Raw genomic sequence first — 22,399 nt, 5'->3', positions numbered from 1 at the left:
CGAGGACCGCGAGGGTCACGAGCCGAACCGCCCGCGCAGTTCCCGCTTGAGGATCTTCCCGCTGGCGTTGCGCGGGAGTTCGTCCACGAAGACCACCCGCTTGGGGGCCTTGAACGACGGGAGCCTCTCGCGGGCGTGCGCGATGAGCTCCTCCTCGCTCACCTCGCCGCGCGCGACCACCACCGCGGTCACCGCCTCGATCCACCGTTCGTCGGGCAGCCCGATCACCGCGGCCTCCGCGACGGCGTCGTGGGCGTACAGCGCGTCCTCGACCTGGCGTGAGGCGACCAGTACGCCACCGGTGTTGATGACGTCCTTCACCCGGTCGACGATCGTGAAGTAGCCGTGGGCGTCGCGCACGGCGAGGTCGCCGGAGCGGAACCAGCCGTCGCGGAAGGCCGCGGCGGTCTCCTCGGGCTTGTCCCAGTAGCCCTCGCACAGCTGCGGGGAGCGGTAGACGATCTCGCCGGGCGTGCCGTCGGGCACGTCCGCCCCGTCCTCGTCGACGACCCGGGCGTCCACGAACAGCACCGTGCGCCCGCAGGAGTCCATCCGCCCCTTGTGCTCGTCGGGCGCGAGGACGGTGGCGAGCGGGCCGATCTCGCTCTGCCCGAAGCAGTTGTAGAAGCCGAGCCTCGGCAGGCGTTCGCGCAGCCGCTCCAGCACGGGCACCGGCATGACCGACGCGCCGTAGTAGGCCTTGCGCAGTGCGCTCAGGTCACGCTCGCCGAAGTCGGGGCGGCCCGCCAGGGCGATCCACACGGTCGGCGGGGCGAACAGACTGTCGACGCGGTCCGCCTCGATCAGGTCCAGGAGGCGGTCGCCGTCGGGGGCGTCCAGCACGAGGTTCGTCGCGCCGACCGCGAGGTAGGGCAGCAGGAAGACGTGCATCTGCGCCGAGTGGTACAGCGGCAGGGAGTGCGCGGGACGGTCGCCGGCGCTCAGGTCGAGGGCGGCGATGGCGCTCAGGTACTCGTGCACCAGGGCGCGGTGCGTCATCATCGCGCCCTTGGGCAGGGCCGTCGTACCGGAGGTGTAGAGCAGCTGCACCAGGTCCTCGGGACGCGGCCCGGGGCCGTCGTACGGATCGGCCGCGGGGAGCAGGGCGAGCAGCGAGTCCTCGGCGTCGCGCAGGGGCGACGTGCGCACGCCGTCGGGGAGCCGGGCCGCGAGGTCGGGGTCGGCGAGGACCAGCGTGCTGCCCGACTGGCGCACGATGTACGCCAGGTCGTCGCCGGTGAGGTTCTGGTTCACGGGGACGTGGACCAGGCCGGCGCGGGCGCAGGCGAGGAACGCGATGACGTAGGCGTCGGAGTTGTGGCCGTAGGCGCCGACCCGGTCGCCGGGGGCGAGACCGGCGCCGCGCAGCACACTCGCCGCGCGCGAGACGGCTTCGTCGAGTTCCTCGTAGGTCCAGGTGCGGTCGCGGTATTCGATCGCGACGCGCGCCGGGGTGCGGCGGGCGCTGCGACGCAGCACCCCGTCGACCGTGCTGCCGTGTCCGGGCGTCATGACCCATGATCCTCGGGCGGGACCCGGGGCAGGTCAAGTCGCCGTGACGGGGACCGGGCCGCGGCCGGTCCCGAACACCGGCGGCGCGGGCCCGGCCGCCGCCGCAGGGCCGCGGTCGCCCTTCTCGCCGAACGGCCTGGGCGGGCCTTCGTCGAGGGCGCAGGTCAGGGTGCTGCCCGAGCGGCCGGGCCCGGCGCCCACCCAGCGGTGACCGGGTCCGGCCCACGCCGAGCGGCCGGATCGGGCCCTCGCCGAGGGGCCGTCGCCGTGCCGCCGGCCGTCCGCGGTCACACGGGACGTGTCCGGCCCTCCCAGTACGGCTCCCGCAGCCGCCGCTTGTACAGCTTGCCGTTGGGATCGCGGGGCATCTCGGTGATGAAGTCGACGCTCCTGGGCCGCTTGTAGCCGGCCAGCCGGTCGGCACAGTGGTCGAGGAGGGCGGCGGCGAGGGCGGGTCCGGGCTCGTGGCCGGGCGCCGGTTCGACGACGGCCTTCACCTGCTCTCCCCAGTCGTCGTGCGGGATGCCGAAGACAGCCGCGTCGGCGACGGCCGGGTGGGCCAGCAGGGCGGACTCGATCTCGGCGGGGTAGATGTTGACGCCGCCGGAGATGATCATGTCGATCTTGCGGTCGCGGAGGAACAGATAGCCGTCCTCGTCGAGCACGCCGAGGTCGCCGACGGTGAAGAACTCGCCGATGCGGTTCTTGCGCGTCTTGTCCTCGTCCTTGTGGTAGGCGAAGCCGCCCGTCGTCATCTTCATGTAGACGGTGCCGAGTTCACCGGCCGGCAGCAGGTCGCCCGCGTCGTCGAAGATCGCCAGCTCGCTGATGGGCCAGGCCTTTCCGACCGTGCCGGGCTTCTTCAGCCAGTCCTGAGCCGTGGCGAACGCACCACCGCCCTCGCTGGCCGCGTAGTACTCCTCGACGCAGTGGCCCCACCAGTCGATCATCGCCCGTTTCACGTGGTCGGGGCAGGGCGCGGCGCCGTGGATGGCGTGCCGCATGGACGACACGTCGTAGCGCGCCCGCACCTCCTCGGGGAGGGCGAGCAGCCGGTGGAACTGGGTGGGGACCATGTGGGTGTGCGTGCAGCGATGGCCGTCGATCAGCCGGAGCATCTCCTCGGGTGACCACTTGTCCATCAGGACCAGCCGGTGGCCGATGTGCAGGGACGCGCCCGCGAACTGGAGCACCGCCGTGTGGTAGAGCGGCGAGCAGACGAGATGCACGTTGTCGTCGAAGGGTTTGATGCCGAAGATGCCGAGGAAACCGCCGAGGTAGGCCTCCTCGGGCGGTTTGCCGGGCAGCGGCCGCCGGATGCCGCGCGGACGGCCCGTCGTGCCCGAGGTGTAGTTCATGACCCAGCCGAGGGTGCGGTCGGCGGGCGGCGATTCGGATTGGCCGGCGAGCAGTTCGGCGTACGGCCGGAACCCGTCGATCCCACCGACGGCGTACCGCTGACCGGCGGGCAGCGACGCCTCGTCGGCGGCGCGGCGGGCCTGGTCGGCGAACCGCTCGTGGGCCAGCAGCACCTTGGCGCCGGAGTCGGAGACGATCCAGGCGATCTCGGGGCCCGTCAGGTGGTGGTTGACCGGGACCAGGTAGAAGCCGGCCTGGCTGGCGGCGAGATGGGCGGTGAAGAACTCGGCCGAGTTGGGCAGGACGACGGCGAAGGCGTCGCCGCGTTCCAGTCCGGCGGCGCGCAGACCGTGCACGAGCCGGTTGGCGGCGGCGTGCAGGCGGCCGGCGGTCCACTCCTCGCCGTCCGGGGCGATCAGGACGACGCGGTCGGGATCCCGGCTCGCCTGGGCCCAGAATCCCGCGGGGGGTGTGCTGGTCACTGGCCGCTCCTTCCGGCGATGCGGTCGACGCGGTCGACGGCTTGTTCGAAACCGCGGGTGAGGTCGTCGAAGACCTCCTGCACGCTGCGGACTTCGTTCATCCGGCCGACGATCTGACCGACCGGGGTGCCGAGCAGGGGGTCGACCTCGTACTTCTGGACGCGGGAGACGGCCTCGGCGACGAGCAGGCCCTGCAGGGGCATCGGCAGGGTGCCGGGGCCGTCGGGGCCGTCCCAGGCGTCGGTCCACTCGGTGCGCAGCTGGCGGGCGGGCTTGCCGGTCAGCGCGCGGGAGCGGACCGTGTCGCCGGAGCCCGCCGCGAGGAGCTTGCGGGTGAGGGCGGGCGAGTGCAGGTCGGCCTCGGCGGTGGTCAGCCAGAGCGACCCGAGCCAGACGCCCTGGGCGCCCAGCGCGAGGGCGGCGGCGATCTGCCGCCCGCTGCCGATGCCGCCCGCGGCGAGGACCGGCAGCGGGGCGACCGCGTCGACGGCCTCCGGGGTGAGCACCATGGAGGCGATCTCGCCGGTGTGGCCGCCCGCCTCGTATCCCTGGGCGACGACGATGTCGATGCCGGCGTCCTTGTGCTTGCGCGCGTGCCGGGCGCTGCCGGCGAGGGCGGCCACCAGGACGCCCCGCTCGTGGGCGCGGTCGACGACGTCGGCGGGCGGTGAGCCGAGGGCGTTGGCCAGCAGCCGGATCGGGTAGTCGAAGGCGACGTCGAGCTGACTGCGGGCGACCTGCTCCATCCAGCCGGTGATCCGCCACCCGGAGGCCTCGCCCTCGGCCAGCTCGGGCACCCCGTAGGCGGCGAGGGTGTCACGCACGAACTTCCGGTGCCCCTCGGGGATCATCGCCTCGACGTCGGCCTCGGTCACCCCTTCGACCTTCTTCGCGGGCATGACGACGTCGAGCCCGTAGGGCCGGCCGTCGACGTGCGCCTCGATCCAGTCGAGGTCGCGTTTGAGGTCGTCGGGGTCGGTGTAGCGGACCGCGCCGAGCACGCCGAAGCCGCCCGCGCGACTGATGGCCGCGGCGACCGCGGGGAACGGCGTGAAGCCGAAGACGGCGTGCTCGACTCCCAGTTGTGTGCTCAGCTCCGTCTGCATGGGCGCAGGATGCCGCAGCAACGCGGACGACGGAAGAGCCTTTCTGATAGACCGTCAGATTCTTGCCGCCGGACGCCCGGACCGGACGCCTGTCCGGATCCATGACCGGATCCATGACCGGATGCCCGACCGGATGCCCGACCGGATGCCTGACCGTGCCTGCCGTCAGACTCCGGCGTGCTCCTCGAGCACCGCCATGGCGGCGTTGTGCCCCGGCACGCCGCTCACTCCGCCGCCGCGCACCGCGCCGGCCCCGCACAGCAGCACGTTCGCGTGCGGGGTCGACACCCCCCAGCGTCCCGCCCCCTCCTGGGCGTGGGGCCAGCTCAGGTCGCGGTGGAAGATGTTGCCGCCGGGCAGTCCGAGGTCGCGCTCCAGGTCGAGCGGGGTCCTCGCCTCGATACAGGGGCGGCCCTCGGCGTCGGTGGCCAGGCAGTCCGCCAGGGGCTCGGCGAGGTGGGCGTCCAACTGGGCGAGGGTCGAGCGCAGCAGTTCCTCGCGTACGGCGTCGTTGTCCCGTGCGAAGAGCCGGGCGGGCGTGTGCAGGCCGAACAGCGTCAGCGTCTGGTAGCCCCGCTCGACAAGGTCGGGGCCGAGGATGCTCGGGTCGGTCAGGGAGTGGCAGTAGATCTCGGAGGGCGGGGCGGCGGGCAGCCCGCCGGCCGCGGCCTGGGCGTGCGCGGCGGCCAACTGGCGGTAGCCCTCGGCGATGTGGAAGGTGCCGGCGAACGCCTCGCGCGGGTCGACGGAGCTGTCCCGCAACCTCGGCAGCCGCTTCAGCAGCATGTTCACCTTGAGCTGGGCGCCCTCGGCGGGGGTCGGCGGGGCGTCGCCGGTGAGGGCCGCGAGCGCCTGCGGCGAGGCGTTCACCAGGACGTGCCGGGCCACGGCGACGCCCTCGCCGTCGGCCGTGCGGTAGGCGACCTCCGCCGTACGGCCGTCCGTGTCGATCCGCACCGCCTCGTGGCCGGTGGCGAGGACCGCGCCCGCGTCACGGGCGGCGGCGGCCAGGGCGTCGGTGAGCGCGCCCATGCCGCCGACGGGGACGTCCCAGGCGCCGGTGCCGCCGCCGATCACGTGGTACAGGAAGCAGCGGTTCTGCCGGAGCGAGGGGTCGTGGGCGTCGGCGAAGGTGCCGATGAGCGCGTCGGTCAGGACCACGCCGCGCACCAGGTCGTCCGCGAAGCGCTCCTCCACGGCGACGCCGATCGGCTCCTCGAACAGGGTCCGCCAGGCCTCCTCGTCGTCGACGCGCCGGCGCAGTTCCTCGCGGGTCGGCAGCGGCTCGGTGAGCGTGGGGAACACCCGCCCGGCGACCCGCCCGGTCATCTCGTAGAAACGCTCCCAGGCCGCGTACTCGCGCTCGCCGCCGGTCAGCCGCGCGAACGCCTCCCGCGTGCGCCGGGCGCCACCGCCCACGAGCAGCCCGGTGGCCCGTCCGTCGCGCTCCACGGGGGTGTACGAGGAGATCGTGCGGCTCTGGACGCGGAAGCGGAGCCCCAGGTCCCGCACGATCTTCTGCGGCAGCAGGCTGACCAGGTAGGAGTAGCGCGAGAGCCGGGCGTCGACCCCGGCGAACGGCCGGGTGGAGACGGCGGCGCCCCCGGTGTGGTCCAGCCGCTCCAGCACCAGCACGGACCGTCCTGCCCGGGCCAGGTAGGCGGCGGCGACCAGACCGTTGTGCCCGCCGCCGACGACGACGGCGTCGTGGACGCTGCGCCCCCGGTGATCCCGCCGGCCGTGATCGCCCTCGTGTCCCGCGCGTCCAGCGCGTCCTTCGTGTGCAGCCATGGTTCTTCGTAACACGGGCCGATCAAGGTCGGCCAGAGGGGGTTGCGCCGGGCTGCTCCACGGCTCCGGAGCCGGAACCCGGGGTGCGGGCCGGTGCGGGCCGGGCTCCCCTACGATCGTCATGGCCTCAAGTGCGTCGAGGTGCAAGCGCGTTGGATTCAGGGGGAGCCCATGACCGTCCAGACGTCCGCCATGCCCGGAGCCGAGCCGCGCAATTCCGCCGCCATGCTGGTCAACCGGCGCGGCCAGTACCTCCTGCATCTGCGGGACGCGCACAAACCGATCTGTGACGCGGGCCTCTGGTCGCTGCCCGGCGGCGCGTGCGAGGGGGACGAGACGCTCGATGAGGCCGTCGCCCGCGAGCTGAGGGAGGAGACGGGCCTGGTCCTCGAGGGGCTGACCCGGTACGCGGTCGTCGACGGCATCCAGGTCTTCCTGGGCGGCTGGGACGGCGATCCCTCGCGGCTGCCCGTCACCGAGGGCATCATGTTCGCCTTCTTCGACGCGGCGACCACCGCGCACCTGACGATGGCACCGGGCGCCGCGGAGGTCATCGCCCGGCACCAGGCGGACCCGGTCGCCCCGCCGCCGCAGCCGACCGTGCGGGAGCCCGTCCTCAACGCCGTGGGCGTCCACCTCTACCTGGAGCGCGACGGCGAGATCCTCCTCGGTCTGCGCCACCCGGACTCGCCCTTCGCGCCCCTGAGGCACCACTTCCTGGCCGGCCACTGCGAGCGGGAGTCCGCGGTGGCGTGTCTCGTCCGCGAGGCCCGGGAGGAGGCCGGACTGGAGATCGCGGCACGCGACGTCGAGCTCGTGCACGTCGTGCATGTCGTCGACTCGCCCACCGCCCGGCCGCGCCTGCAGCTCGTCTTCCGGGCCCGGCGCTGGAGCGGCGAGCCACGGCTGCTGGAACCGGACAAGTGCCTGGGCTGGAACTGGTGGCCGCTGGACGCGCTGCCGGAGCCGATGGTCGGCTACGCGCGCACGGCCGTCGCCGGGATCCGTGCGGGACGGCCGTACTCGGAGCTGGGCTGGGAGCGGCAACCGGCCCCGGCGTGACGGCGTGTCCCGGCCGGCGGGCCTGGGCCGCCCCCTGCAGACGGCCCCGGTGCGCCGCGCCTCCCGCTCGCCCCGGCGGCCGGGCAGTGCGGTGTGACGCGGACCGTGTCGTCGTGCGGCGCGGTCCCGCAAGACCCGGTGCGCCCGGCTTCACGGGGCCTGCGCACCGTCCGGAGTCGGCACCGCCACCAGGGTCGCCCGGGGGATCCACTCGTCGGTCAGTGCAGCCCCGGCGTCCGGACGCGCGCCCCGCGGTCCGGCGCCGACGGCCCGGTGACCGACGGTCATGCCCCGGGTCCAGGACGGCAGTCGGGGACCACCGCCGTCCGCCGTGTGCCCCCCGGACGGCTGCGGCGCGGGCCGCGACGGCACGGACGTGGACGGGCCGGTCGGCGTGCTGCGGGCCTCGGCGATGCGCTGGACGATCTCGCGGGCGTCGTGGGGTCGCTGGGCGGGCTGCTTGGCGAGCAGGTCGAGGATGATCCGGTCGAGGTGGTCCGGCAGGTCGGCGCGGTGCTCGCGCGGCGGCCGCGGCGGGGTGTCCCGGTGTCCGACGAGGATCGCCCAGGGGTCGTCCAGGTCGAACGGCGGACGGCCGGTGGCGATCTCGTAGAGCACGCATCCCAGCGAGTACAGGTCGCTGCGCCGGTCGACCTCCTCCCCCGCTATCTGCTCGGGCGACATGTAGTGCGGGGTGCCCATGGCGATGCCGGTGCCGGTGAGCCGGGAGGTGAAACCCACGTCGTGGCTGAGGCGGGCGATGCCGAAGTCGCAGATCTTCACGGTGCCGTCGCCGAGGCGCACGATGTTCGCCGGCTTCAGGTCGCGGTGCACCACGCCCTGGCGGTGGGTGTAGGCGAGGGCCGCGGCCACCTGGTCGGCGATGTCGACGACCTCCGGCACGGGCAGCGGCCGGCGTTCCCCGTCGTCCAGCAACTGGCACAGGTTGCGGCCGTCCAGGAGTTCCATGACGAGGAAGAGGACACCGTCGTGGTCACCGAAGTCGTGGACGACCGTCACCCCGCGGTGCTGGAGCGCGGCGGCCACCCGGCCCTCGCGCCGGAACCGCTCGCGCAGGACGCGTCCCGAGGACGGGTCGTGGTGCGGTCCGGCCGGTTTGAGGCACTTCACGGCGACCTGCCGGCCGAGGGACTCGTCACGGGCCCGCCACACCTCGCCCATCCCACCGCGCCCGATACGGTCCAGAAGCCGGTAACGGCCCTGGATCAGCGTGCTCTCCGCCATGGTGTGCCGCCCCCGTCGCTTTCCGGCCCTCCCCCAGAGGGTTCAGTATGGCGGCCTATCGTCGCACCTTGTACGGTGCCGGACGGCTTTCGGGGCCCAGTCTCGCCATCGCCCGCAGGACGTGTTTGGGCGGGAGCTGCCATCGCAGACGTGCGGGAACGCAGCGCAGCGCGGCGCCCGTGGCACGCAGCCGGCGGGTGACGACGGCGGGTGCGGGGGCGGGTCTGCCGTACAGCGCGTGGGCGTACGGCGGCAGCGAGGCATACGCCAGGTTCGCCACGCGCCGCCACAGCACGGCGCGTGCCGGGACCAGCAGGGGGTGGACGGGCGGACGGCGCAGGAAGTCGTCGACCTCGCGGGCCTCCGCTCCCGCGGCGAGCTCGGGGAGGGTCCGGTCGAAGTACGCCGCCATCTGCGCCCGGTCGGCGGGCACCGTCTCCGGGTCGAGGCCCACCAGTCGGGCGCTGACGCGGTGTTCGGCGACGTAGCGGTCGGCGGCCGCGTCGGTGAGCGGGTAGCCGGAGCGGCGCAGCACCTGCAGATAGGAGTCGATCTCGGCGCAGTGCACCCACAGCAGCAGCGCGGGCTCGTCGACGCCGTACCGCTCCCCCGTCTCCGGGTCGGTCGCGGACAGCATGCGGTGGATCCTGCGGACGCGGGCGCCCGCCTTCTCGGCCGCCTCGGCCGTTCCGTACGCAGTGGTGCCGACGAAGTCGGCGGTGCGCATCAGCCGGCCCCAGGCGTCGCGCCGGAAGTCGGAGTTCTGGGTGACGCCGCGGACGGCTCGCGGGTGCAGCGCCTGGAGGTAGAGCGCGCGGATCCCCGCGACCCACATCATCGGGTCGCCGTGCATCTGCCAGGAGATGCAACCTTAAAGGGCCTGTTGCGACTGCTGGTCAGGCAGCAGCACGTCGGCTGCTCTGCCCCGGAAGCACAGAGCAGCCGACGGTCCGCTACCGGCCTGGCCGGCGCTCGGGCCGGGAGCGGAGATCGGGAGAGCCGCTACCTGCCGGCGGCCGCGGGCTGGTCTGCGAACCCGTCGACGTCGACGGGTTCGACACCCTGCAGGCTGACGAGCAGCCGGGCGGCGAGGAGCCAGCGTAGAGCCGTCGCGTCCGCGTACGGCACCTGGTGCAGGCCGCTCCCGCCGGCGCCCGGGCCGGGCAGCGGCGTGAGCGTGCGGGGGTCGTAGGCGACGCCTGCGACGCCCCAGAGCGGGGCGCGGCGTACGAGAGCGGCCACCCATCCCCTGCGCAGGTGCGGGCACTCCCGCACGGCCCTTCTCGCACACGCGTCGTGGGCGGGCGGGACGGCCGTGACCTCGCCCTCACGGATTGCGTCGCCGGGGCGGGAGTGCATGAGGAACAGAGACTGCTCGCCGCCGTCGACGGCCGTGCCGCAGACCTGGCACAGCATGTGCGTCATCGCCTGACGCTGGCGCAGGGGGTGCATGCTGCGCAGGTCGGGCCGCCCGACGCCGGGGGTCGCGGCGCGGCGTACCCACAGGGCATCGAAGCGGCGGTCGGTGTCGACCTCGTCCGCGTAGCCGAGGCCGACACCGCCCCTGCCGTGTCTGATCTCGACCTCCGCCATGGGGCGCACCTCGCCGGACCACGGCGTGATCCACGGCACCCGGATCCCCTGCCAGAGCAGCGGCCGCCTCATGTCCCCTCCGGGCATCCGCAGTTGAGGATGCCCCACACTAGTGCGACCGCCAGGACGAGCAGCACCCCCAGGTAGGTCACGGCGCGCCAGTCGATGCGTCGTCGGTTCATCGGGGCGGCTCCCGGTGGGTGACGGCGCGGTAGAGGTCATCGCCGAGGCGGGCCACGGCCAACGGGTCGCACGGCATGGGCGGGTCGGCGAGGGGGACTGCCCAGTACAGGCTGTAGGTATCCGGGTCGAGGACGTCGCGCGCCGGACCGGGCGCGCCCATCCACGAGCCCTCGCCCTGGTAGATGATGCCGACCTCTCGCCACGCGGCGGCGGCCCGGTGCCAGGCGGCGGGCAGGCCTGACGGGACGATGACGTAGTAGTGCAGGCTGGCGGGGTCGCAGATGACGGGGCCGCCCTCGAGGACACGGGCGAGGTACTCGTCGATGGCGGCGGACGGCGTCTCGGGCTGGCCCGTCAGCGCGCGGAGTGGCGCGCTCGGGATCCTCACCGCGGACAGCCCCTCGCCGAGCGGCAGCATGGCCGTCAGCTTGCGCTGCCACAGCGCGAGGATCCGCGCCTGGGCCTGCTCGGGCAGGGTCCTTAGCAGCCAGTCCGCGGCTGTCTCTTCGGGGTCTGTGCTGGGGTCCATCTGCACCGACGACGGTGTGTGGTGGGACATTGCGCTTTCCTTCCGACCCGACTCGGGATGGCTGAGTCGTCATGGTCGGCAAGGTCTGTGAGCGATCCGATACACACTGTGTATCACCCGGCGTATCGTCCCCTTATGGCCAGTCGGGAACCATGGGCAGACGTCCGTCTCCGTGCCGCGTGGGCACGCCAGGACTGGGCTGCCATTTTCCGCGAGTACCGGCGCGCTGCAGGCCTCTCTCAGCGGGGCCTCGAGCCGATCGTGGGCATGCCGCAGCCCCACATCTCCGCGATCGAATCGGGCCGCCGGCAGGTCACCTCAGCCGAGCTCATGGCCCGCCTCACCGAAGGGCTGCACGTGCCGGAAGAACTGACTGGTGCCCCGAGACCACAGGGGCCCGATGCGTGGGCGCCGCCAGCCGAGCTCCGCGAGCGCATCGCGCATGCCCACTCGGTGGGCCGCGCCGATCTGCGCACCGCCGACTGGATCGGCCTGGTGCTCGCCCAGCATCGCCGCGCAGAGGACGAGGTCCTGGGCACAGCACTGTGGGGCATCGTGCGCCAGCAGCTCGACGCGGTGACCGGGCTCATCCCCCAGGCGGCCGGGGCCGCTGCGGACCGGCTCATGCTGCTCGCCGCCGAGCACGCGCATTGGCTGTCCTGGGTGGCGTGGCAGTCCGAACAGCGCGGGTCGGCGCTGGCGTGGATCGACCTCGCGCACGGATGGGCCGTCGACGGCGGCCATGCCGACATGGCTTCCTGGGCGCAGCGCATCCGGGCCTACTACTCCCTCAGCCACGGCGACCCGGTCCGTGCCCTGCGCACCGCCGAGGCCGCGCGCTACGTGGGCCCGCGCACGCTGTCTCCTGCAGCAGAGGCCGCGGCGGTGCACCAGGAGGCGATGGCGGCCGCGCAGGTCGGCGAGCGGGACCGGGCCCGCAGGCTGGCCGAGGAGGCCTGCAAGCTGGCGCTGCGGGTGCCGGCCGAGGAGGAGCGGCCGGGCTGGCTGTACTGGCTCGATCCGACGCGCGCTCAGCTGCAGGTCGCCGACGCGGCGTACGCGTGCCAGCGGTGGGCGGACGCCGCCGACGGCTTCCGCACTGCGCTGCCGTCGCTCGTGGCCTTCCCCCGGGATCACGCCTACTACCAGGCGCGGCTGGACGACGCCGCGCGGCGGGCCTAGTCCGCGGTCGCCTTGAGATCCACGCTCCGGATGGTGCCTTCACGGCCGTCGTCCAGACGCCGGCGGACCGCCAGCTGCAGGTACCCCAGCGCCGGGCTGCCGTAGGAGGCGACGCCCTGAGCGTTCACCCTCGTCTCGAAGAGCCGGGCGGGCAGGTGGAACACCTCGCGCCGAGGAGGCTCAGCCTCGCCGGCGTCCGGGTCCGCGTCCGGCCGGTACGGCACGTACGTGATCCACAGCGGGATGGTCGGGCCACCCTCCAGCGGATCCTCGCCAGGCTCGTCGTCGACCAGGAGCACGGCCTCCCGCAGAGTGCCGGCGCCGCCGCTCACCCGGCGGACGTACTCGTGCGCGGCTGCGATGCCCTCGCCGAGGAGGTCGTCGAGCTCGGCGTCAACATCCCGTGGGCGGTGTGGCGTGCCGAGGTAATACTGCAGACTCCAGCGCGCCATGACTCCAGCTCCAGCGATCTCGACAGCACGACGCCCCCGGGTGTCGGGCCTCGGGGGCGTGTGCCACGAGGATAGCGGCCCCCACCGACAGCGACGCACCGAACGCGAGAAAGCCCCCTGCACGGCCACGTGGGCCGTGCAGGGGGCGTCTCTCATGGGTACTGGCGGCGTGGGTCGAGGCCTGCGGCGAGCGGCCCGGCTGGTGTGCTGCCGCCTGGGTCGGGGACGTCGTCCTTCCGGCAGACCAGCGCGTCCGGATCCCACGCAGGCACCTGCAGGCTGTAGCCGGCTTGGCACGACGGCCCGGGCGGTCCCTGCTCGCCGCGAGGACCTGTCTCACCGCGTGGGCCCTGCTCGCCCGCCGGCCCCTGCTCACCCTGCACGCCCGGTTCCCCCTGCACGCCCTGCGCGCCGTCCGTCCCGGGTGCCCCGTCCTTGCCCGCCGCGCCAGGGGCGCCGGTGGCGCCGGCGGTGCCCGGGGTGCCGTCCTTGCCCGGGCGGCCTGGGTCGCCCTTGGGGCCCGGGATCGGCACGGGTACCTCGGCCCGCGCCGGGAGGTCCTCGACGGCCTCGGACGGGTCCGGAGCCACGGGCGTCTGGCCCTCGCCCGACACCTGCGTCCGCAGCTGCCGTACGTCCGTGGCGAGCGTGCTGACGGCCTGGCCCCGCCGGTCGGCCTCCGCGGCGAGCTCGTCGGCACGGGACGTCTCGGCGTCGATGCGCGCCCAAATAATGATGACCGCGCCGGACAGCGCGATCAGCCAGCACAGCAGCGTCAGCGGACGCCAGCGTCGGGCCAGTGCCCGTTCGGTACGGGTCACGGGATTCCTCCGGGTGGGATCAGGGCGCGGAGCCGAGCGATCTCCGCCTGGTCTGCGGCCCGCAGCGCCGCCTGCTGCGCGATCTCGGCGTGCAGCTCGCCCACCTTGCGGTCGAGCCGGTCACGCTCTTCCTGCAGGTCGCCTGTGAGCGAGCTGTAGCCGGTCAGGGCGGTCTCGCCCCGCTTACCGAGGTACGTCACCACCGCGCCGACGACCGCCCCCACACCGACGAGCAGGGTCCCGAGGGTGGTCGCGTCCAAGGTGGCTCCTCAGGTCGTGCGATGGAACGTCAGGAACCGCTGCTCCGGTCCCCGCCCTGCGCCCGCTGCAGCGCGGCGCGCAGATCGTCGTCCTTGCCGCCGTACGCGGGCGGCTGAGCCCACCCGAGGAACACGCCGGCGGCGCGCTGCAGCGGCGCCCAGGACAGGCGCGCGGCCAGCCACTCCAGACCCCGGAACAGCAGGTAGTAGGCGGCGGCGAGGCCGAGCGCCACGGCGCTCGCCGCGGCGTTGCTGTCGACCGGGATCCCCAGGCGTCCTGTCCAGCTGATGACCAGGGCGGCGACGATCGGGACGAGGGTCCGCATCATCGAGACGAACAGGTTGCTGGGCATGGCGGGTCTCGCTTTCAGGAGAGGAGGAGCTTCCAGGTCAGCGGGCCCGGGTAGCCGTCGGCGTCGCCCGCGAGAGCCGGGGTGGCGCGCTGGAAGTCCCGGACGTTCAGGCGCGTGTTCTCGCTGAACAGGGGCCCGGGCGTGTAGGCCGCGCCCGCGTGGTGGCGGGCGTAGCCCTTCCGGATCAACCCGTTGTCCAGCGTCGTGACGGCGGGGTTGGATTTGCCGAGGACGAACGCGCTCCGGCCGGGGAACGGCGGCAGCGTCGTGGTGCTCGTCGCGCCGGGGAGGTGGCCGAGGAGCTTCTGCAGGCTGACCGGGCCGGGCACGCCGTCGGCGTCCTCGTGCGGGGCCGTCCCCTTGTAACCGAGGCTCACCTGAAAATCGCTGAAGCACTCGGTGTCGGCGTCGGTCCACCGCGGCCCGGGCCCCTCGGCGTAGTGCCGGCCGAACCCTGCGGCGACGAGCGCCCGCCCGACCGCGGTGACGTGCGCGCCCTCGGCGCCGTACCCGTACGGCAGCTTGTTGATGACGACCTGGTAGCGGGCGATCCCCGACCCGCCGCCGGCGCTCGTTCCGTCCGGGCGGTGCGCGCCGGCCTTCACCCACGCGTACAGCGTGGCGCCCGGGCACTCGGTCGCGTACCCGTCGCGGTGTCCGAGGATCTCGCTGCCCGCACCGCCCCCGGACCGCAGCCACTGGACGGCGTCGACCAGGCCGTCGAGCATCGCGTCAGTGGGCTGGACCAGGCCGGAGTTGCCGAGCATCGCGCACACCGCATAGTCCCGCTTGTTGAGGGTCTGGTCGCCGTTCGCGGCGGTCTTGCGGTGCTGGCCACGCCCCTCGAACGTGAAGCCGTGCGGGCAGACCAGCGCCGAGTACGCGATGTCGCTGTAGTCCTCCTTCACGTTGGCGAGGTGGCTGGCCTGGATGTCGCGTACGTGGCCGGCGCAGGAGCCGTGCGCGTCCGCGGCCGCGAGGGACTTCGGGACGTAGGTCCCCTCGTAGTGCACCTTCACACCCTGCGTGCCAGCGATGTACACGAGGTCGTAGCGGGGTGGGCGCGCACCCCAGGCCGCTCTGGTGATCAACTTCATGGGCCCTCCCGGGCATGAGAAACGCCCCGGCCATCAGGCTCAGGGCGGGCGGGGTGGGGTGGGGTCAGGCGGCAGGGGCGGGCACGTAGTGCTTGGCAATGAGCTGCCCGTATCCGGCGTCGGCGGTCAACGTGTCGTTGCCCCCGTTGTAGTTCCAGGCGGTCGAGTGGGCGTCGGCGCGCAGGACGACGACTGGGCGGTGTCCGTCGGTCCAGTCGTCGGGAACCTCGGCCAGGGTGGTGACGGCCAGCGTCATGTGGTGCATGTCCACGGTGACGTTCTGACCGCGCAGCTGGGAGATCTGCCACCACGGGCCCGCCGTCTTCAGCGGGTTGCTGTAGTCGTAGATCCACAAGTGCCAGCCGACACCGACGGTGTACCGCTTGCCGTTGGGGATACCGACCCCGACGTCGTTGGTGACGCGGGCCTCGCCGGTCACCTTCAGCATGTCGCCGCGTGAGACGGGGCCCATGACGACCCGGTACAGGGTGCGGTAGCTGGACGACGACAGGTCGACGGGGATCTCGCTGGTCTCCAGCGCGCCCAGCAGCAGGGGCGGCGCGGGGGGCTGGAACGGGTCGGTGGCGTTCTCGCAGCACTTGTGCAGGTCGGTGGTGGACAGGTAGGGCATTGCTACTCCTCAGAAAAATGTGATGACGATGACGACGCCGTCACCGCCGGCTCCGCCTCCGCGCTGGACTTGGGAGGCGGTGTTCGCCGCGCCGGAGCCGCCGCCGCCGTAGGTGAAGCCCGTGACTCCGGTGCCGTTGGTGGCGACACCACGGGCGCCGCCGCCGAGGACGGCGTTGCCGCCGGCCCCGCCCATCGCGCCCGCGGTGCCGAACTTGGCTCCGGCTCCTCCTCCGCTGCCGGACACCCGAATGCCGCCGGTGAGGGTCTGGGTCGAGGACCCTCCTGCTGTCGCGCCCGGGGTGCCGTCGGCGGCGCTGGCTGTGCCGCCGCCGCCGCCCGTGGCCGACACCAGCGACCCGAATGATGAGGTGCCGCCGGAGCCGCCGCCGCTCGCACCGCCCGCCCCGACGGTCACCGCCTGGGAAGCGCCAGCGGCGGACGCCAGAAGGTACGACTCGGCATAGCCGCCGCCCTGCCCGCCGCCGCCGCACGATGTCTGCGAAGCACCGGTGGCGACAGCGTTGTGCCCGCCTCCCCCGCCGGCCTGCACCATTACCCGCACCCACTTCGCGTCATCGGGCCGGGTCCACGTGCCGGAGGAGGTGAACACCTGCACGTCGGGCGGGCTGAGCTGCGGGTCGATGGACTCGGCCATCGTCTGCCAGTGCTCCCACGTCCGGGTGTGGTCGGTGCTCTCGGGGTAGACGATGCCGTTCGACGTCTCCTGGCTCATTAGCCGCGCCTCCAGTAGATCGTGAGGGTCCAGGCCGCGCTCCAGCTGCCTCGGCCCGCCAGGTGGATGTAGGGGGTGTCCGAGCCGATGGAGATGGCGAGACCTCCGCGGGTGCCGTCGACCATGGCCTGCGCCCACGCGGTGGGAATCGTGAAGCTGGTCGTCGTCGCGTTCACGGCCAGAGATGGGCCGGCGGTGGTCTCGTTGAGGGTGGGGGCCCCGCTCGGCCGCGTGGACTGCGACACCAGCCGCAGGGTGGGTGTGCGGGCGGCGAAGTCGCCGCCGGACAGGCGCCGGGCCTTGAGCGTGGCCTTGGTGACAGTGGCTCCGCTGAGGCTGCGGGGCTTGGTGCCGTAGAAGGCGCAGCCCGTCATCCGGCCGAACGACGAGCCGGCGTAGCGGCCCTGGTAGGTGTCGAACCCGCTCACGGGGTCGCCGTCGGAGCGCCAGGAGCCGTCCCGGTAGGTGGCTGTGGCGACCGGCGGGCAGGTGAGGACACCGGTAGTGATGTCCGGCTTCGGTGCGGGTGCCGGGTCACCGGTGGACGGCGGCGCGGTGTCGGGGGACGGCGGCGACGGCGCGACCACCGGGGCGGCGCCGAGCGTGGCGATCGCCCAGTACGTGGACCCGCGCCGCAGGATCAGCAGCACATTCCCGGCGGCCACGCTCAGCCCGGCCACGATCCGCACCGTCACCTGCAGGCCGGCCACGTTGGCGAGGCAGGCGCCGCCGGACCCGGCGGTCTGCGCGATGGCGACGAGGGTCCCCTGCCCGGTCAGGGATACGCGGGTATCGGCGAAGTCACCCATTGAGCACCCTCAGGGTCAGGGACATGGAGCCCGGCGTGTAGGGCAGCGACAGGCCTTCGACCACGCACGCCCTGGCGGTGAGTCCGGCACCGGTCACCGAGACGACGTCGCCGGTGACGATCCCGGGGTGCGGGACCAGGGTGGCCTTCAGCTTCCGGAAGGCGGTGCGACGCAGGGTCTGCAGGCGGGCGCTGGCCGCGGCACGGCACTGGGCCACGGTGGTGAGCAGGGGGGAGGAGACCCGGGTGGGCACCGGCAGCGGGCTGAACGGGCCGCCGGCGCGGAACGGGCTGCTGCCGTCGGTGTCGTAGGCGACGCCCTGCACCTGGCTGCCGGTGCTGTCCTCGCCCTCGGCGACGACCACGTTGAACGCCCCGTCGCGGGAAGTGTCTCCGGACCAGCGGATCACGGTGCCTCCCTGCCCGTCGGTGATGTCGAGTACCGGGGTGCCGCCGTCGGTGAGCAGCTCGACGAGCAGGTGCCCGTCGGCGGTGACTTCGGCTACGGCCGGCCACGCGTCGAGGACCTCCGTCAGTGCGGCCATCCGGTCGCCGTCCCACTGCATGCCGAGCGGGATGGCCCGGTCGATAAGGCTGCCGTCGAAGACGGCGGTCAGAGCGGGTTCGACGAGGCTGCGCACGGTCGAGACGAACGTGCCGGACGGCTGGAACGGGCCGACGAACTTGGCCTCGTCGATGAGAGTGAGCAGACCCTCGGCGGTGACGGAAACCGTGTCACCATCCACGCCGGAGTCGGTGATGAGGAACCAGCCGCGGTCGATCCACTCGAAGCCCCCGCCGACGTCGACGCCATAGGAGATCCGCAGCTGCTGCCCGTAGGCGGCAAGCGGATGCTCGGGGTCGATGCTCGGATCCCACGTGATGCCGCGGTCGCGGCGCGGCACGGTCAGGGTGACCCGCTCCGGGACCGCCAGCGAGCGGTCCCGGTCCTCGCTCCCGGCGGCGACGGGAATGTCCGCGGCGACGAGTTCGCCGTTCAGCCAGGCGTCGGCCCGGATCTTCATGGTGAAGGATCGCTGCACGATGCTCAGCGCCTCGTCCGACATGTCCAGCACGTCACACCGTCCCAAAGTCGAACAGCGCGATGTCCAGGAGCGTGCCGGGCGTGAAGTCGTCGGCCAGGTCCTGAAGGCTGGTGTAGTTGTCGGCGATGTCCTGCAGGGTGAACCCGGCCGCTTCCAGGACGTCCGCCCAGGCTTCGGTCTCGATTGTGTCGAGCGCCCAGTAGCGGATCGGGTTGTACCAGGTGCGGTTCTCGCTGTCGGCGAGGACCGCGAGGTAGTTGTCGACACCCGGCAGGGACACCTGCTTGCGGATGAGGAGCACGCCCTCGGTCGCCCCGTCGAGGGCCTCCTGCAGGGCGTCCCCCTCCTCGTCGGTCATGGTGCGCACGGTCACGGTGGCCTGCGCTGAGGAGCGGGGACGGGACACGGCGACCATGCGGCCGCCCACGTTGAACACCGTGGCGTCGCGGTCGCGTTTCTTGTCGGGCCAGGTCTGGATGATGACGGCGGCCCCGATGCCGCGTACCGCGTCGGACAGGACGTCGCTGTCGACGCTCGAGGTGATCGAGCCGGAGGTGATCCGCCATACGTTGCCGTTGACGTCGACCAGGTCGGCGGCGTAGTTGAGGCTGACTCCGAACGGCTGCTCCGCGTCGATGCGCAGCAGATCGTCGGCGCCGGTCACGTCGACGCCGCTGGCTGCGCGGACCGGGGTGAGGGTGGTGCCGACCTGCCGGTACAGGGTGGCGGTCACGATGTCGTCCGCGGCGAGGCTGGTCGCGGCCACCAGGTTGCGGGGCGGGAACACCGACTGTGCGCTGACGGTGAGGGTGCTGGACGCCTCGCGGACCCGCAGCACGCCGGCCACGCCGGTGGATGCGGCGGACAGCGTGGCGGTCATGGTCGGCGCCTGGGTGCCCGCCCCGGAGGAGACGGCCCCGGTGGCGGTGACGAACCGGGAGTCGTTGCCGGCGGTGATGCTGTCGTCGGCCTGCTCGGTGACCGTGCCGAAGGTGATGCCGCTGGCGGCGACGCCCTCGGCGCTGAACGTGGCCGTCGACAGGGGGATGCCGTAGCCGATGACGGCGAAATCCCCTGCCTTCCAGGTGAGTGCGATGGCGGAGGCGGCGGAGAAGCCGGTGCCGCTCGAGGTGTCCTCGGCGAACGCGGCCGCCCACCGCCACCCGGTGCCCGCCGACCGGGAGAGGGTGTAGATGCGGGCGGCGATCGTGGACCCTGTCCCGCCGGTGGGGATGGCCACGGTGGGTGCGCTGTTGGAGGCGAGGAGCTCGCGCACGAAGAACGTGATCCGGCGCGGCCCGGTGCCTGCCCCGAAGCTGCCTCCGCCCCCGCTAAACGAGCCGGCCAGCAGCCATCCCGACGGGGTCGCCGGGGTGGGGTCGTCCTGGTGGCCGGAGACGACCTGGAGGACGGCGAGCATGCCGGCGCTCGCCCCGGCGGGCAGGGCCGGGGTCACGCTCTCGGCGGCAGACGCGGATGCGCCCGCCGCGCCGTAGGAGATGGTCACCTGCGTCCCACCTTTGCTCTGAACGCGGCCTGCTGTTGGGAGTCGCGGATCATCGGCTGCAGGGTGCCGCGGACGACGCCGAGGAACTGGCCGCTGTCGAGGACGAGGGTGCCGGTGAACTCGCCGCCGCCCGCGCCCTGCTGCGGGGAAGCGGCGGCCGCCGCCGAGGCCGTCGCCGGCAGCCCGGGGCGGGTGTCGCGGCCTGCCGGCAGCTGTCCGTCGTTCAGGGCGTTGAGGAAGGCCAGACCGTATTTCGCGACGCTGGCGGCCTGGATCACGTATTCACCGTCGGACGCCATCAGCGGGATGCTGTCCGAGGTGCTGGTGCCCGGGCCCCGGATCAGGCCGCCGCCTGCCCGCTCGAAAATGCGGCCGCTCCCGGACGTCGACACCGCGGCCTGGGCCTGCGACGACCCGGTGACGTACATGTGCGCATTGATGTACACCGTTTTGTCGTGCAGCTGACCGAGCCCAAGCTTCGCTAGGTCGATCTTGTGCTGCAGGTCGCTGATCTCGCCCTTGATCTTCGCGGTCTTCGAGGACGGCGCTTTGGCCAGCCGCGCCTTGGCGTCGGCCAGCTTCGCCTGCAGGTCCTGGAGATCGCCCTTGAGATACGTCGTCTTACTCGGCGGCGTGCCCATGATCTGGTCAGCCAGCTTCTTGGCCTCCACCCGGGTCAGGCCCATCGTCTCGGCGCTCTTGATGAACGCGGCCCGACCCCGGTCGTAGATGCCGGACACCTCCGACCAGGACGCACCGGACTCACGCGCGGACGCCGTGGCCGCATCCGTCTTCGCCGCAAGGTCGTTGAGGGCCGATGCGGCGGTTGCGCTGCTTCTCGCTGTTGAGGACGAGCTTGCCGCCCTGCATGTCGAGAACGCCGGCGTTCTCCGACGCCGCCTTGCTGGCCGCGTCGATGGCCGCCTCGAACCCGATCATCCCGGACAGGCCCTGCCGGTTGACCTCGTTCAGCGCCTGGATGCTCTGCCGCAGCCCGTCGGCGGATTGCTTCTGCGCCTCGAGCTGGCCCTGCACCGTCTGCGCCTGCTCGCCGAACAGACCCATTGATTCGGCGGCCAGCTGCTGCTCGAGGGCCTGCCCGGCCAGCGCGTCCGAGTAGTCGCCCAGCTCCGCGCGGAGCTCGGCGGCCTCCTTGCTGGTGAGCCCCATCTTCTTGATGGTCGCGTCGAGACCCGCGGCCGCGAGGTCGGCCTTGCCGCCGGACACCAGACTGGCGAGGGACTTGTCGAGCGCGTCGATGTCCTCCTTGGCGTTCTTCACCGGCGTCGAGTCCGTGCCGAAGAACGAGATGATCGCCTGCTGGACGCGGTCGATCCCCTGCGGGTCGGTGATCTTCTGCAGGCTGTCGGACAGGCCGCCGAGGTCGGCGCCGTATGCGCGCAGCGCCTCGCCGCCCACCTTGCCGGACCTGCCGAGTTCCGCGATCGACGTCGACAGCTTGTCGACGTCCGGCTTCGGCCGCTGACTGCTTGAAGACAGCTCCGAGAGGGTGAGGAGCAGCAGCCCGAGGCCGGTCCCGGCCATCGCGAGTTTCGCGCCGCGCGACAGCCCGCCGATCGCCGCGGTGACGCCGCCGATGGCGCCGGGTGCGCCGGCGGCCGCCGCGCGCATCGCCCCCACCTGCACGCCCAGCGCGAGGAGTGCGGCCTTGGCCGCGTCCGTCCGACCGCCGCCAGGCGCACTGCCTTGACGGCGATGGCCAGCTGCAGCATGGTCGCGATCGCCTCGGGCGGTACGCGGAAACGATCCCGGACAGGGCGTTGATGACGTCGAGCATGCCGACGCCGACGTCGGAGCCGGCCTCGAGCACGTTCAGCAGGGCGTCGCCGATGTGTGGAGGGTCTCCCACACGGCGGCCCGTTGGCGTGCGCGTAGTCGAGGAACTCCTTGAAGTCGCCGCCGACCTCGCCGGCGTCGAGCTTGGCCAGGAAGATGTTCAGCTCGTCGACCGCGTGGTCCATCGTCCGGTCAGCGAAGTCGGTGAACCGGCTGTTCAGCTTGTCGAACCCTGGGGTGGAGATCGCGCGCCGACCATGGTGACGAGCCGGTCGACCTGCGTCGACGCGCTCTTGGCCAGGCCCGTCGTCTTGGGCAGCAGGGCGTTGGCGATCGCCACGCCCTTGTTGAACGGGCCCATCACGTCGCCCGCGAGACTGTCGGACCAGGTCCTGGAAGTTGTCGTGCAGGAGCCCCACCGCGACCGCTGCCTCACGGGTGGCGGGCGGCATCTTCTCGAGCTGCTGCTGATACGCGGCCTGCGCCTGAACGGCCTCCTGGGAGGTGGCGCCCGAGGTGCGCACCGCCTCCTCGTAGGCGTCCTGGGCTTTGGACCGCCTCGCTGATCGCGGCGATCTGCGGCTTGAGCGCGAGAACCGTAGGCGGCCGCGGCCACGGCCACGGCACCGAACTGCCCGGCCAGCTGCAGGGCGGAGCCTGCGAGAGCCGCGGAGGCGGGGATCGCGGCCGGCGCCAGGCTGATCAGGTTGGCCTTGAGGGATTCGCCGACCTTGCCGGCCGCCACGGACAGCTCGTCGAAGCGGCTGCGGACCTGCCCGGTGTGGTCGTCGACACGGCGCTGCGCGTCGGCCACCGTGAGGAGCCGGCCCTGCAGGTCGCGCAGCCGG

The 22,399-nt window shown here is 72.8% G+C and carries 22 protein-coding genes and 1 pseudogene; 2 read left to right on the top strand and 21 right to left on the bottom strand.

Features of this window, described 5'->3' with window-relative positions:
- Positions 1–15: 15 nt before the first annotated feature.
- The 4 genes from C6376_RS41525 to C6376_RS41505 all read right to left on the bottom strand — a co-directional run bounded on the left by C6376_RS41525 (position 16) and on the right by C6376_RS41505 (position 6,250).
- Positions 16–1,512: an acyl-CoA synthetase gene (locus C6376_RS41525; RefSeq protein WP_107448349.1), complete on the bottom strand. Its 1,497-nt coding sequence runs from the start codon at positions 1,510–1,512 to the stop codon at positions 16–18.
- A gap of 287 nt (positions 1,513–1,799) precedes the next feature.
- On the bottom strand, positions 1,800–3,353 hold the full coding sequence (locus tag C6376_RS41515) for an acyl-CoA synthetase (protein ID WP_107448347.1): 1,554 nt from the start codon (positions 3,351–3,353) through the stop codon (positions 1,800–1,802).
- Positions 3,350–4,459, bottom strand: coding sequence for a nitronate monooxygenase family protein (locus tag C6376_RS41510; RefSeq protein ID WP_107448346.1), 1,110 nt, complete (start codon positions 4,457–4,459; stop codon positions 3,350–3,352). Before C6376_RS41510 ends, C6376_RS41515 begins: the two co-directional genes overlap by 4 nt.
- Before the next feature lie 165 nt (positions 4,460–4,624).
- On the bottom strand, positions 4,625–6,250 hold the full coding sequence (locus C6376_RS41505) for an NAD(P)/FAD-dependent oxidoreductase (RefSeq protein ID WP_254076289.1): 1,626 nt from the start codon (positions 6,248–6,250) through the stop codon (positions 4,625–4,627).
- Positions 6,251–6,421: 171 nt separating this feature from the next.
- Here C6376_RS41505 and C6376_RS41500 point away from each other — a divergent pair, with 171 nt between their 5' ends.
- Positions 6,422–7,312, top strand: coding sequence for an NUDIX domain-containing protein (locus C6376_RS41500; protein WP_107448345.1), 891 nt, complete (start codon positions 6,422–6,424; stop codon positions 7,310–7,312).
- 198 nt (positions 7,313–7,510) lie between these two features.
- Here the strand turns inward: C6376_RS41500 and C6376_RS41495 are convergent.
- From C6376_RS41495 to C6376_RS41480, 4 genes and pseudogenes are all read right to left on the bottom strand, one after another.
- Positions 7,511–8,557 (bottom strand): annotated as a pseudogene (locus C6376_RS41495) (serine/threonine-protein kinase); the annotation flags it as partial.
- Between the two features lie 55 nt (positions 8,558–8,612).
- The gene (locus C6376_RS41490) at positions 8,613–9,410 is read right to left on the bottom strand and encodes an oxygenase MpaB family protein (RefSeq protein WP_107448344.1); all 798 of its coding nucleotides are present in this window, start codon (positions 9,408–9,410) and stop codon (positions 8,613–8,615) included.
- Between the two features lie 149 nt (positions 9,411–9,559).
- The gene (locus tag C6376_RS41485; protein ID WP_107447858.1) at positions 9,560–10,222 is read right to left on the bottom strand and encodes a hypothetical protein; all 663 of its coding nucleotides are present in this window, start codon (positions 10,220–10,222) and stop codon (positions 9,560–9,562) included.
- Between the two features lie 106 nt (positions 10,223–10,328).
- Positions 10,329–10,892, bottom strand: coding sequence for a hypothetical protein (locus tag C6376_RS41480; protein WP_107447856.1), 564 nt, complete (start codon positions 10,890–10,892; stop codon positions 10,329–10,331).
- 105 nt (positions 10,893–10,997) lie between these two features.
- Here C6376_RS41480 and C6376_RS41475 point away from each other — a divergent pair, with 105 nt between their 5' ends.
- The gene (locus tag C6376_RS41475; protein WP_107447854.1) at positions 10,998–12,044 is read left to right on the top strand and encodes a helix-turn-helix transcriptional regulator; all 1,047 of its coding nucleotides are present in this window, start codon (positions 10,998–11,000) and stop codon (positions 12,042–12,044) included.
- Here C6376_RS41475 and C6376_RS41470 read toward each other — a convergent pair.
- The 13 genes from C6376_RS41470 to C6376_RS44310 all read right to left on the bottom strand — a co-directional run bounded on the left by C6376_RS41470 (position 12,041) and on the right by C6376_RS44310 (position 21,915).
- On the bottom strand, positions 12,041–12,496 hold the full coding sequence (locus C6376_RS41470) for a hypothetical protein (protein ID WP_107447852.1): 456 nt from the start codon (positions 12,494–12,496) through the stop codon (positions 12,041–12,043). The genes C6376_RS41475 and C6376_RS41470 overlap by 4 nt on opposite strands.
- Before the next feature lie 152 nt (positions 12,497–12,648).
- The gene (locus C6376_RS41465; protein WP_107447850.1) at positions 12,649–13,317 is read right to left on the bottom strand and encodes a collagen-like protein; all 669 of its coding nucleotides are present in this window, start codon (positions 13,315–13,317) and stop codon (positions 12,649–12,651) included.
- Positions 13,314–13,577: a hypothetical protein gene (locus C6376_RS41460; RefSeq protein WP_107447849.1), complete on the bottom strand. Its 264-nt coding sequence runs from the start codon at positions 13,575–13,577 to the stop codon at positions 13,314–13,316. The genes C6376_RS41465 and C6376_RS41460 overlap by 4 nt, the downstream gene beginning before the upstream one ends.
- A gap of 29 nt (positions 13,578–13,606) precedes the next feature.
- Entirely contained in the window at positions 13,607–13,930 is a 324-nt protein-coding gene (locus C6376_RS41455) for a hypothetical protein (RefSeq protein ID WP_107447847.1), read from the bottom strand.
- A 14-nt stretch (positions 13,931–13,944) separates the two neighbouring features.
- Positions 13,945–15,027 (bottom strand): peptidoglycan-binding protein, encoded by a 1,083-nt coding sequence (locus tag C6376_RS41450; RefSeq protein WP_107447845.1) that lies wholly within the window; start codon positions 15,025–15,027, stop codon positions 13,945–13,947.
- Between the two features lie 64 nt (positions 15,028–15,091).
- Positions 15,092–15,658 (bottom strand): hypothetical protein, encoded by a 567-nt coding sequence (locus tag C6376_RS41445; protein WP_107447843.1) that lies wholly within the window; start codon positions 15,656–15,658, stop codon positions 15,092–15,094.
- A gap of 9 nt (positions 15,659–15,667) precedes the next feature.
- On the bottom strand, positions 15,668–16,393 hold the full coding sequence (locus C6376_RS41440; protein ID WP_107447841.1) for a hypothetical protein: 726 nt from the start codon (positions 16,391–16,393) through the stop codon (positions 15,668–15,670).
- Complete coding sequence (locus C6376_RS41435) at positions 16,393–17,202, bottom strand: hypothetical protein (protein WP_107447840.1); 810 nt, start codon at positions 17,200–17,202, stop codon at positions 16,393–16,395. Before C6376_RS41435 ends, C6376_RS41440 begins: the two co-directional genes overlap by 1 nt.
- Entirely contained in the window at positions 17,195–18,268 is a 1,074-nt protein-coding gene (locus tag C6376_RS41430; protein WP_254076449.1) for a DUF5047 domain-containing protein, read from the bottom strand. The genes C6376_RS41435 and C6376_RS41430 overlap by 8 nt, the downstream gene beginning before the upstream one ends.
- A gap of 10 nt (positions 18,269–18,278) precedes the next feature.
- The gene (locus C6376_RS41425; RefSeq protein WP_107447836.1) at positions 18,279–19,754 is read right to left on the bottom strand and encodes a hypothetical protein; all 1,476 of its coding nucleotides are present in this window, start codon (positions 19,752–19,754) and stop codon (positions 18,279–18,281) included.
- Entirely contained in the window at positions 19,751–20,494 is a 744-nt protein-coding gene (locus C6376_RS41420) for a hypothetical protein (protein WP_107448343.1), read from the bottom strand. The genes C6376_RS41425 and C6376_RS41420 overlap by 4 nt, the downstream gene beginning before the upstream one ends.
- A 22-nt stretch (positions 20,495–20,516) precedes the next feature.
- Entirely contained in the window at positions 20,517–21,386 is an 870-nt protein-coding gene (locus C6376_RS41415) for a hypothetical protein (protein ID WP_107448342.1), read from the bottom strand.
- 382 nt (positions 21,387–21,768) lie between these two features.
- Entirely contained in the window at positions 21,769–21,915 is a 147-nt protein-coding gene (locus C6376_RS44310; RefSeq protein ID WP_159083460.1) for a hypothetical protein, read from the bottom strand.
- Between the last annotated feature and the right edge of the window lie 484 nt (positions 21,916–22,399).

Origin of the sequence: Streptomyces sp. P3 (genome assembly GCF_003032475.1) — a bacterium.
In the GTDB taxonomy this organism is placed as follows: domain Bacteria; phylum Actinomycetota; class Actinomycetes; order Streptomycetales; family Streptomycetaceae; genus Streptomyces.
This window is presented reverse-complemented; position numbering and strand designations above follow the sequence as displayed.

Bases quoted from the DNA above. Each gene is read 5' to 3' on its own strand.
- C6376_RS41455 (WP_107447847.1), bottom strand. From the start codon at position 13,930: ATGCCCAGCAACCTGTTCGTCTCGATGATGCGGACCCTCGTCCCGATC.
- C6376_RS41525 (WP_107448349.1), bottom strand. From the start codon at position 1,512: ATGACGCCCGGACACGGCAGCACGGTCGACGGGGTGCTGCGTCGCAGC.
- C6376_RS41480 (WP_107447856.1), bottom strand. From the start codon at position 10,892: ATGTCCCACCACACACCGTCGTCGGTGCAGATGGACCCCAGCACAGAC.
- C6376_RS41415 (WP_107448342.1), bottom strand. From the start codon at position 21,386: ATGCGCGCGGCGGCCGCCGGCGCACCCGGCGCCATCGGCGGCGTCACC.
- C6376_RS41440 (WP_107447841.1), bottom strand. From the start codon at position 16,393: ATGAGCCAGGAGACGTCGAACGGCATCGTCTACCCCGAGAGCACCGAC.
- C6376_RS41500 (WP_107448345.1), top strand. From the start codon at position 6,422: ATGACCGTCCAGACGTCCGCCATGCCCGGAGCCGAGCCGCGCAATTCC.
- C6376_RS41445 (WP_107447843.1), bottom strand. From the start codon at position 15,658: ATGCCCTACCTGTCCACCACCGACCTGCACAAGTGCTGCGAGAACGCC.
- C6376_RS41470 (WP_107447852.1), bottom strand. From the start codon at position 12,496: ATGGCGCGCTGGAGTCTGCAGTATTACCTCGGCACGCCACACCGCCCA.
- C6376_RS41510 (WP_107448346.1), bottom strand. From the start codon at position 4,459: ATGCAGACGGAGCTGAGCACACAACTGGGAGTCGAGCACGCCGTCTTC.
- C6376_RS41475 (WP_107447854.1), top strand. From the start codon at position 10,998: ATGGCCAGTCGGGAACCATGGGCAGACGTCCGTCTCCGTGCCGCGTGG.
- C6376_RS41485 (WP_107447858.1), bottom strand. From the start codon at position 10,222: ATGAGGCGGCCGCTGCTCTGGCAGGGGATCCGGGTGCCGTGGATCACG.
- C6376_RS41505 (WP_254076289.1), bottom strand. From the start codon at position 6,250: ATGGCTGCACACGAAGGACGCGCTGGACGCGCGGGACACGAGGGCGAT.
- C6376_RS41435 (WP_107447840.1), bottom strand. From the start codon at position 17,202: ATGGGTGACTTCGCCGATACCCGCGTATCCCTGACCGGGCAGGGGACC.
- C6376_RS41430 (WP_254076449.1), bottom strand. From the start codon at position 18,268: ATGTCGGACGAGGCGCTGAGCATCGTGCAGCGATCCTTCACCATGAAG.
- C6376_RS41490 (WP_107448344.1), bottom strand. From the start codon at position 9,410: ATGCACGGCGACCCGATGATGTGGGTCGCGGGGATCCGCGCGCTCTAC.
- C6376_RS41450 (WP_107447845.1), bottom strand. From the start codon at position 15,027: ATGAAGTTGATCACCAGAGCGGCCTGGGGTGCGCGCCCACCCCGCTAC.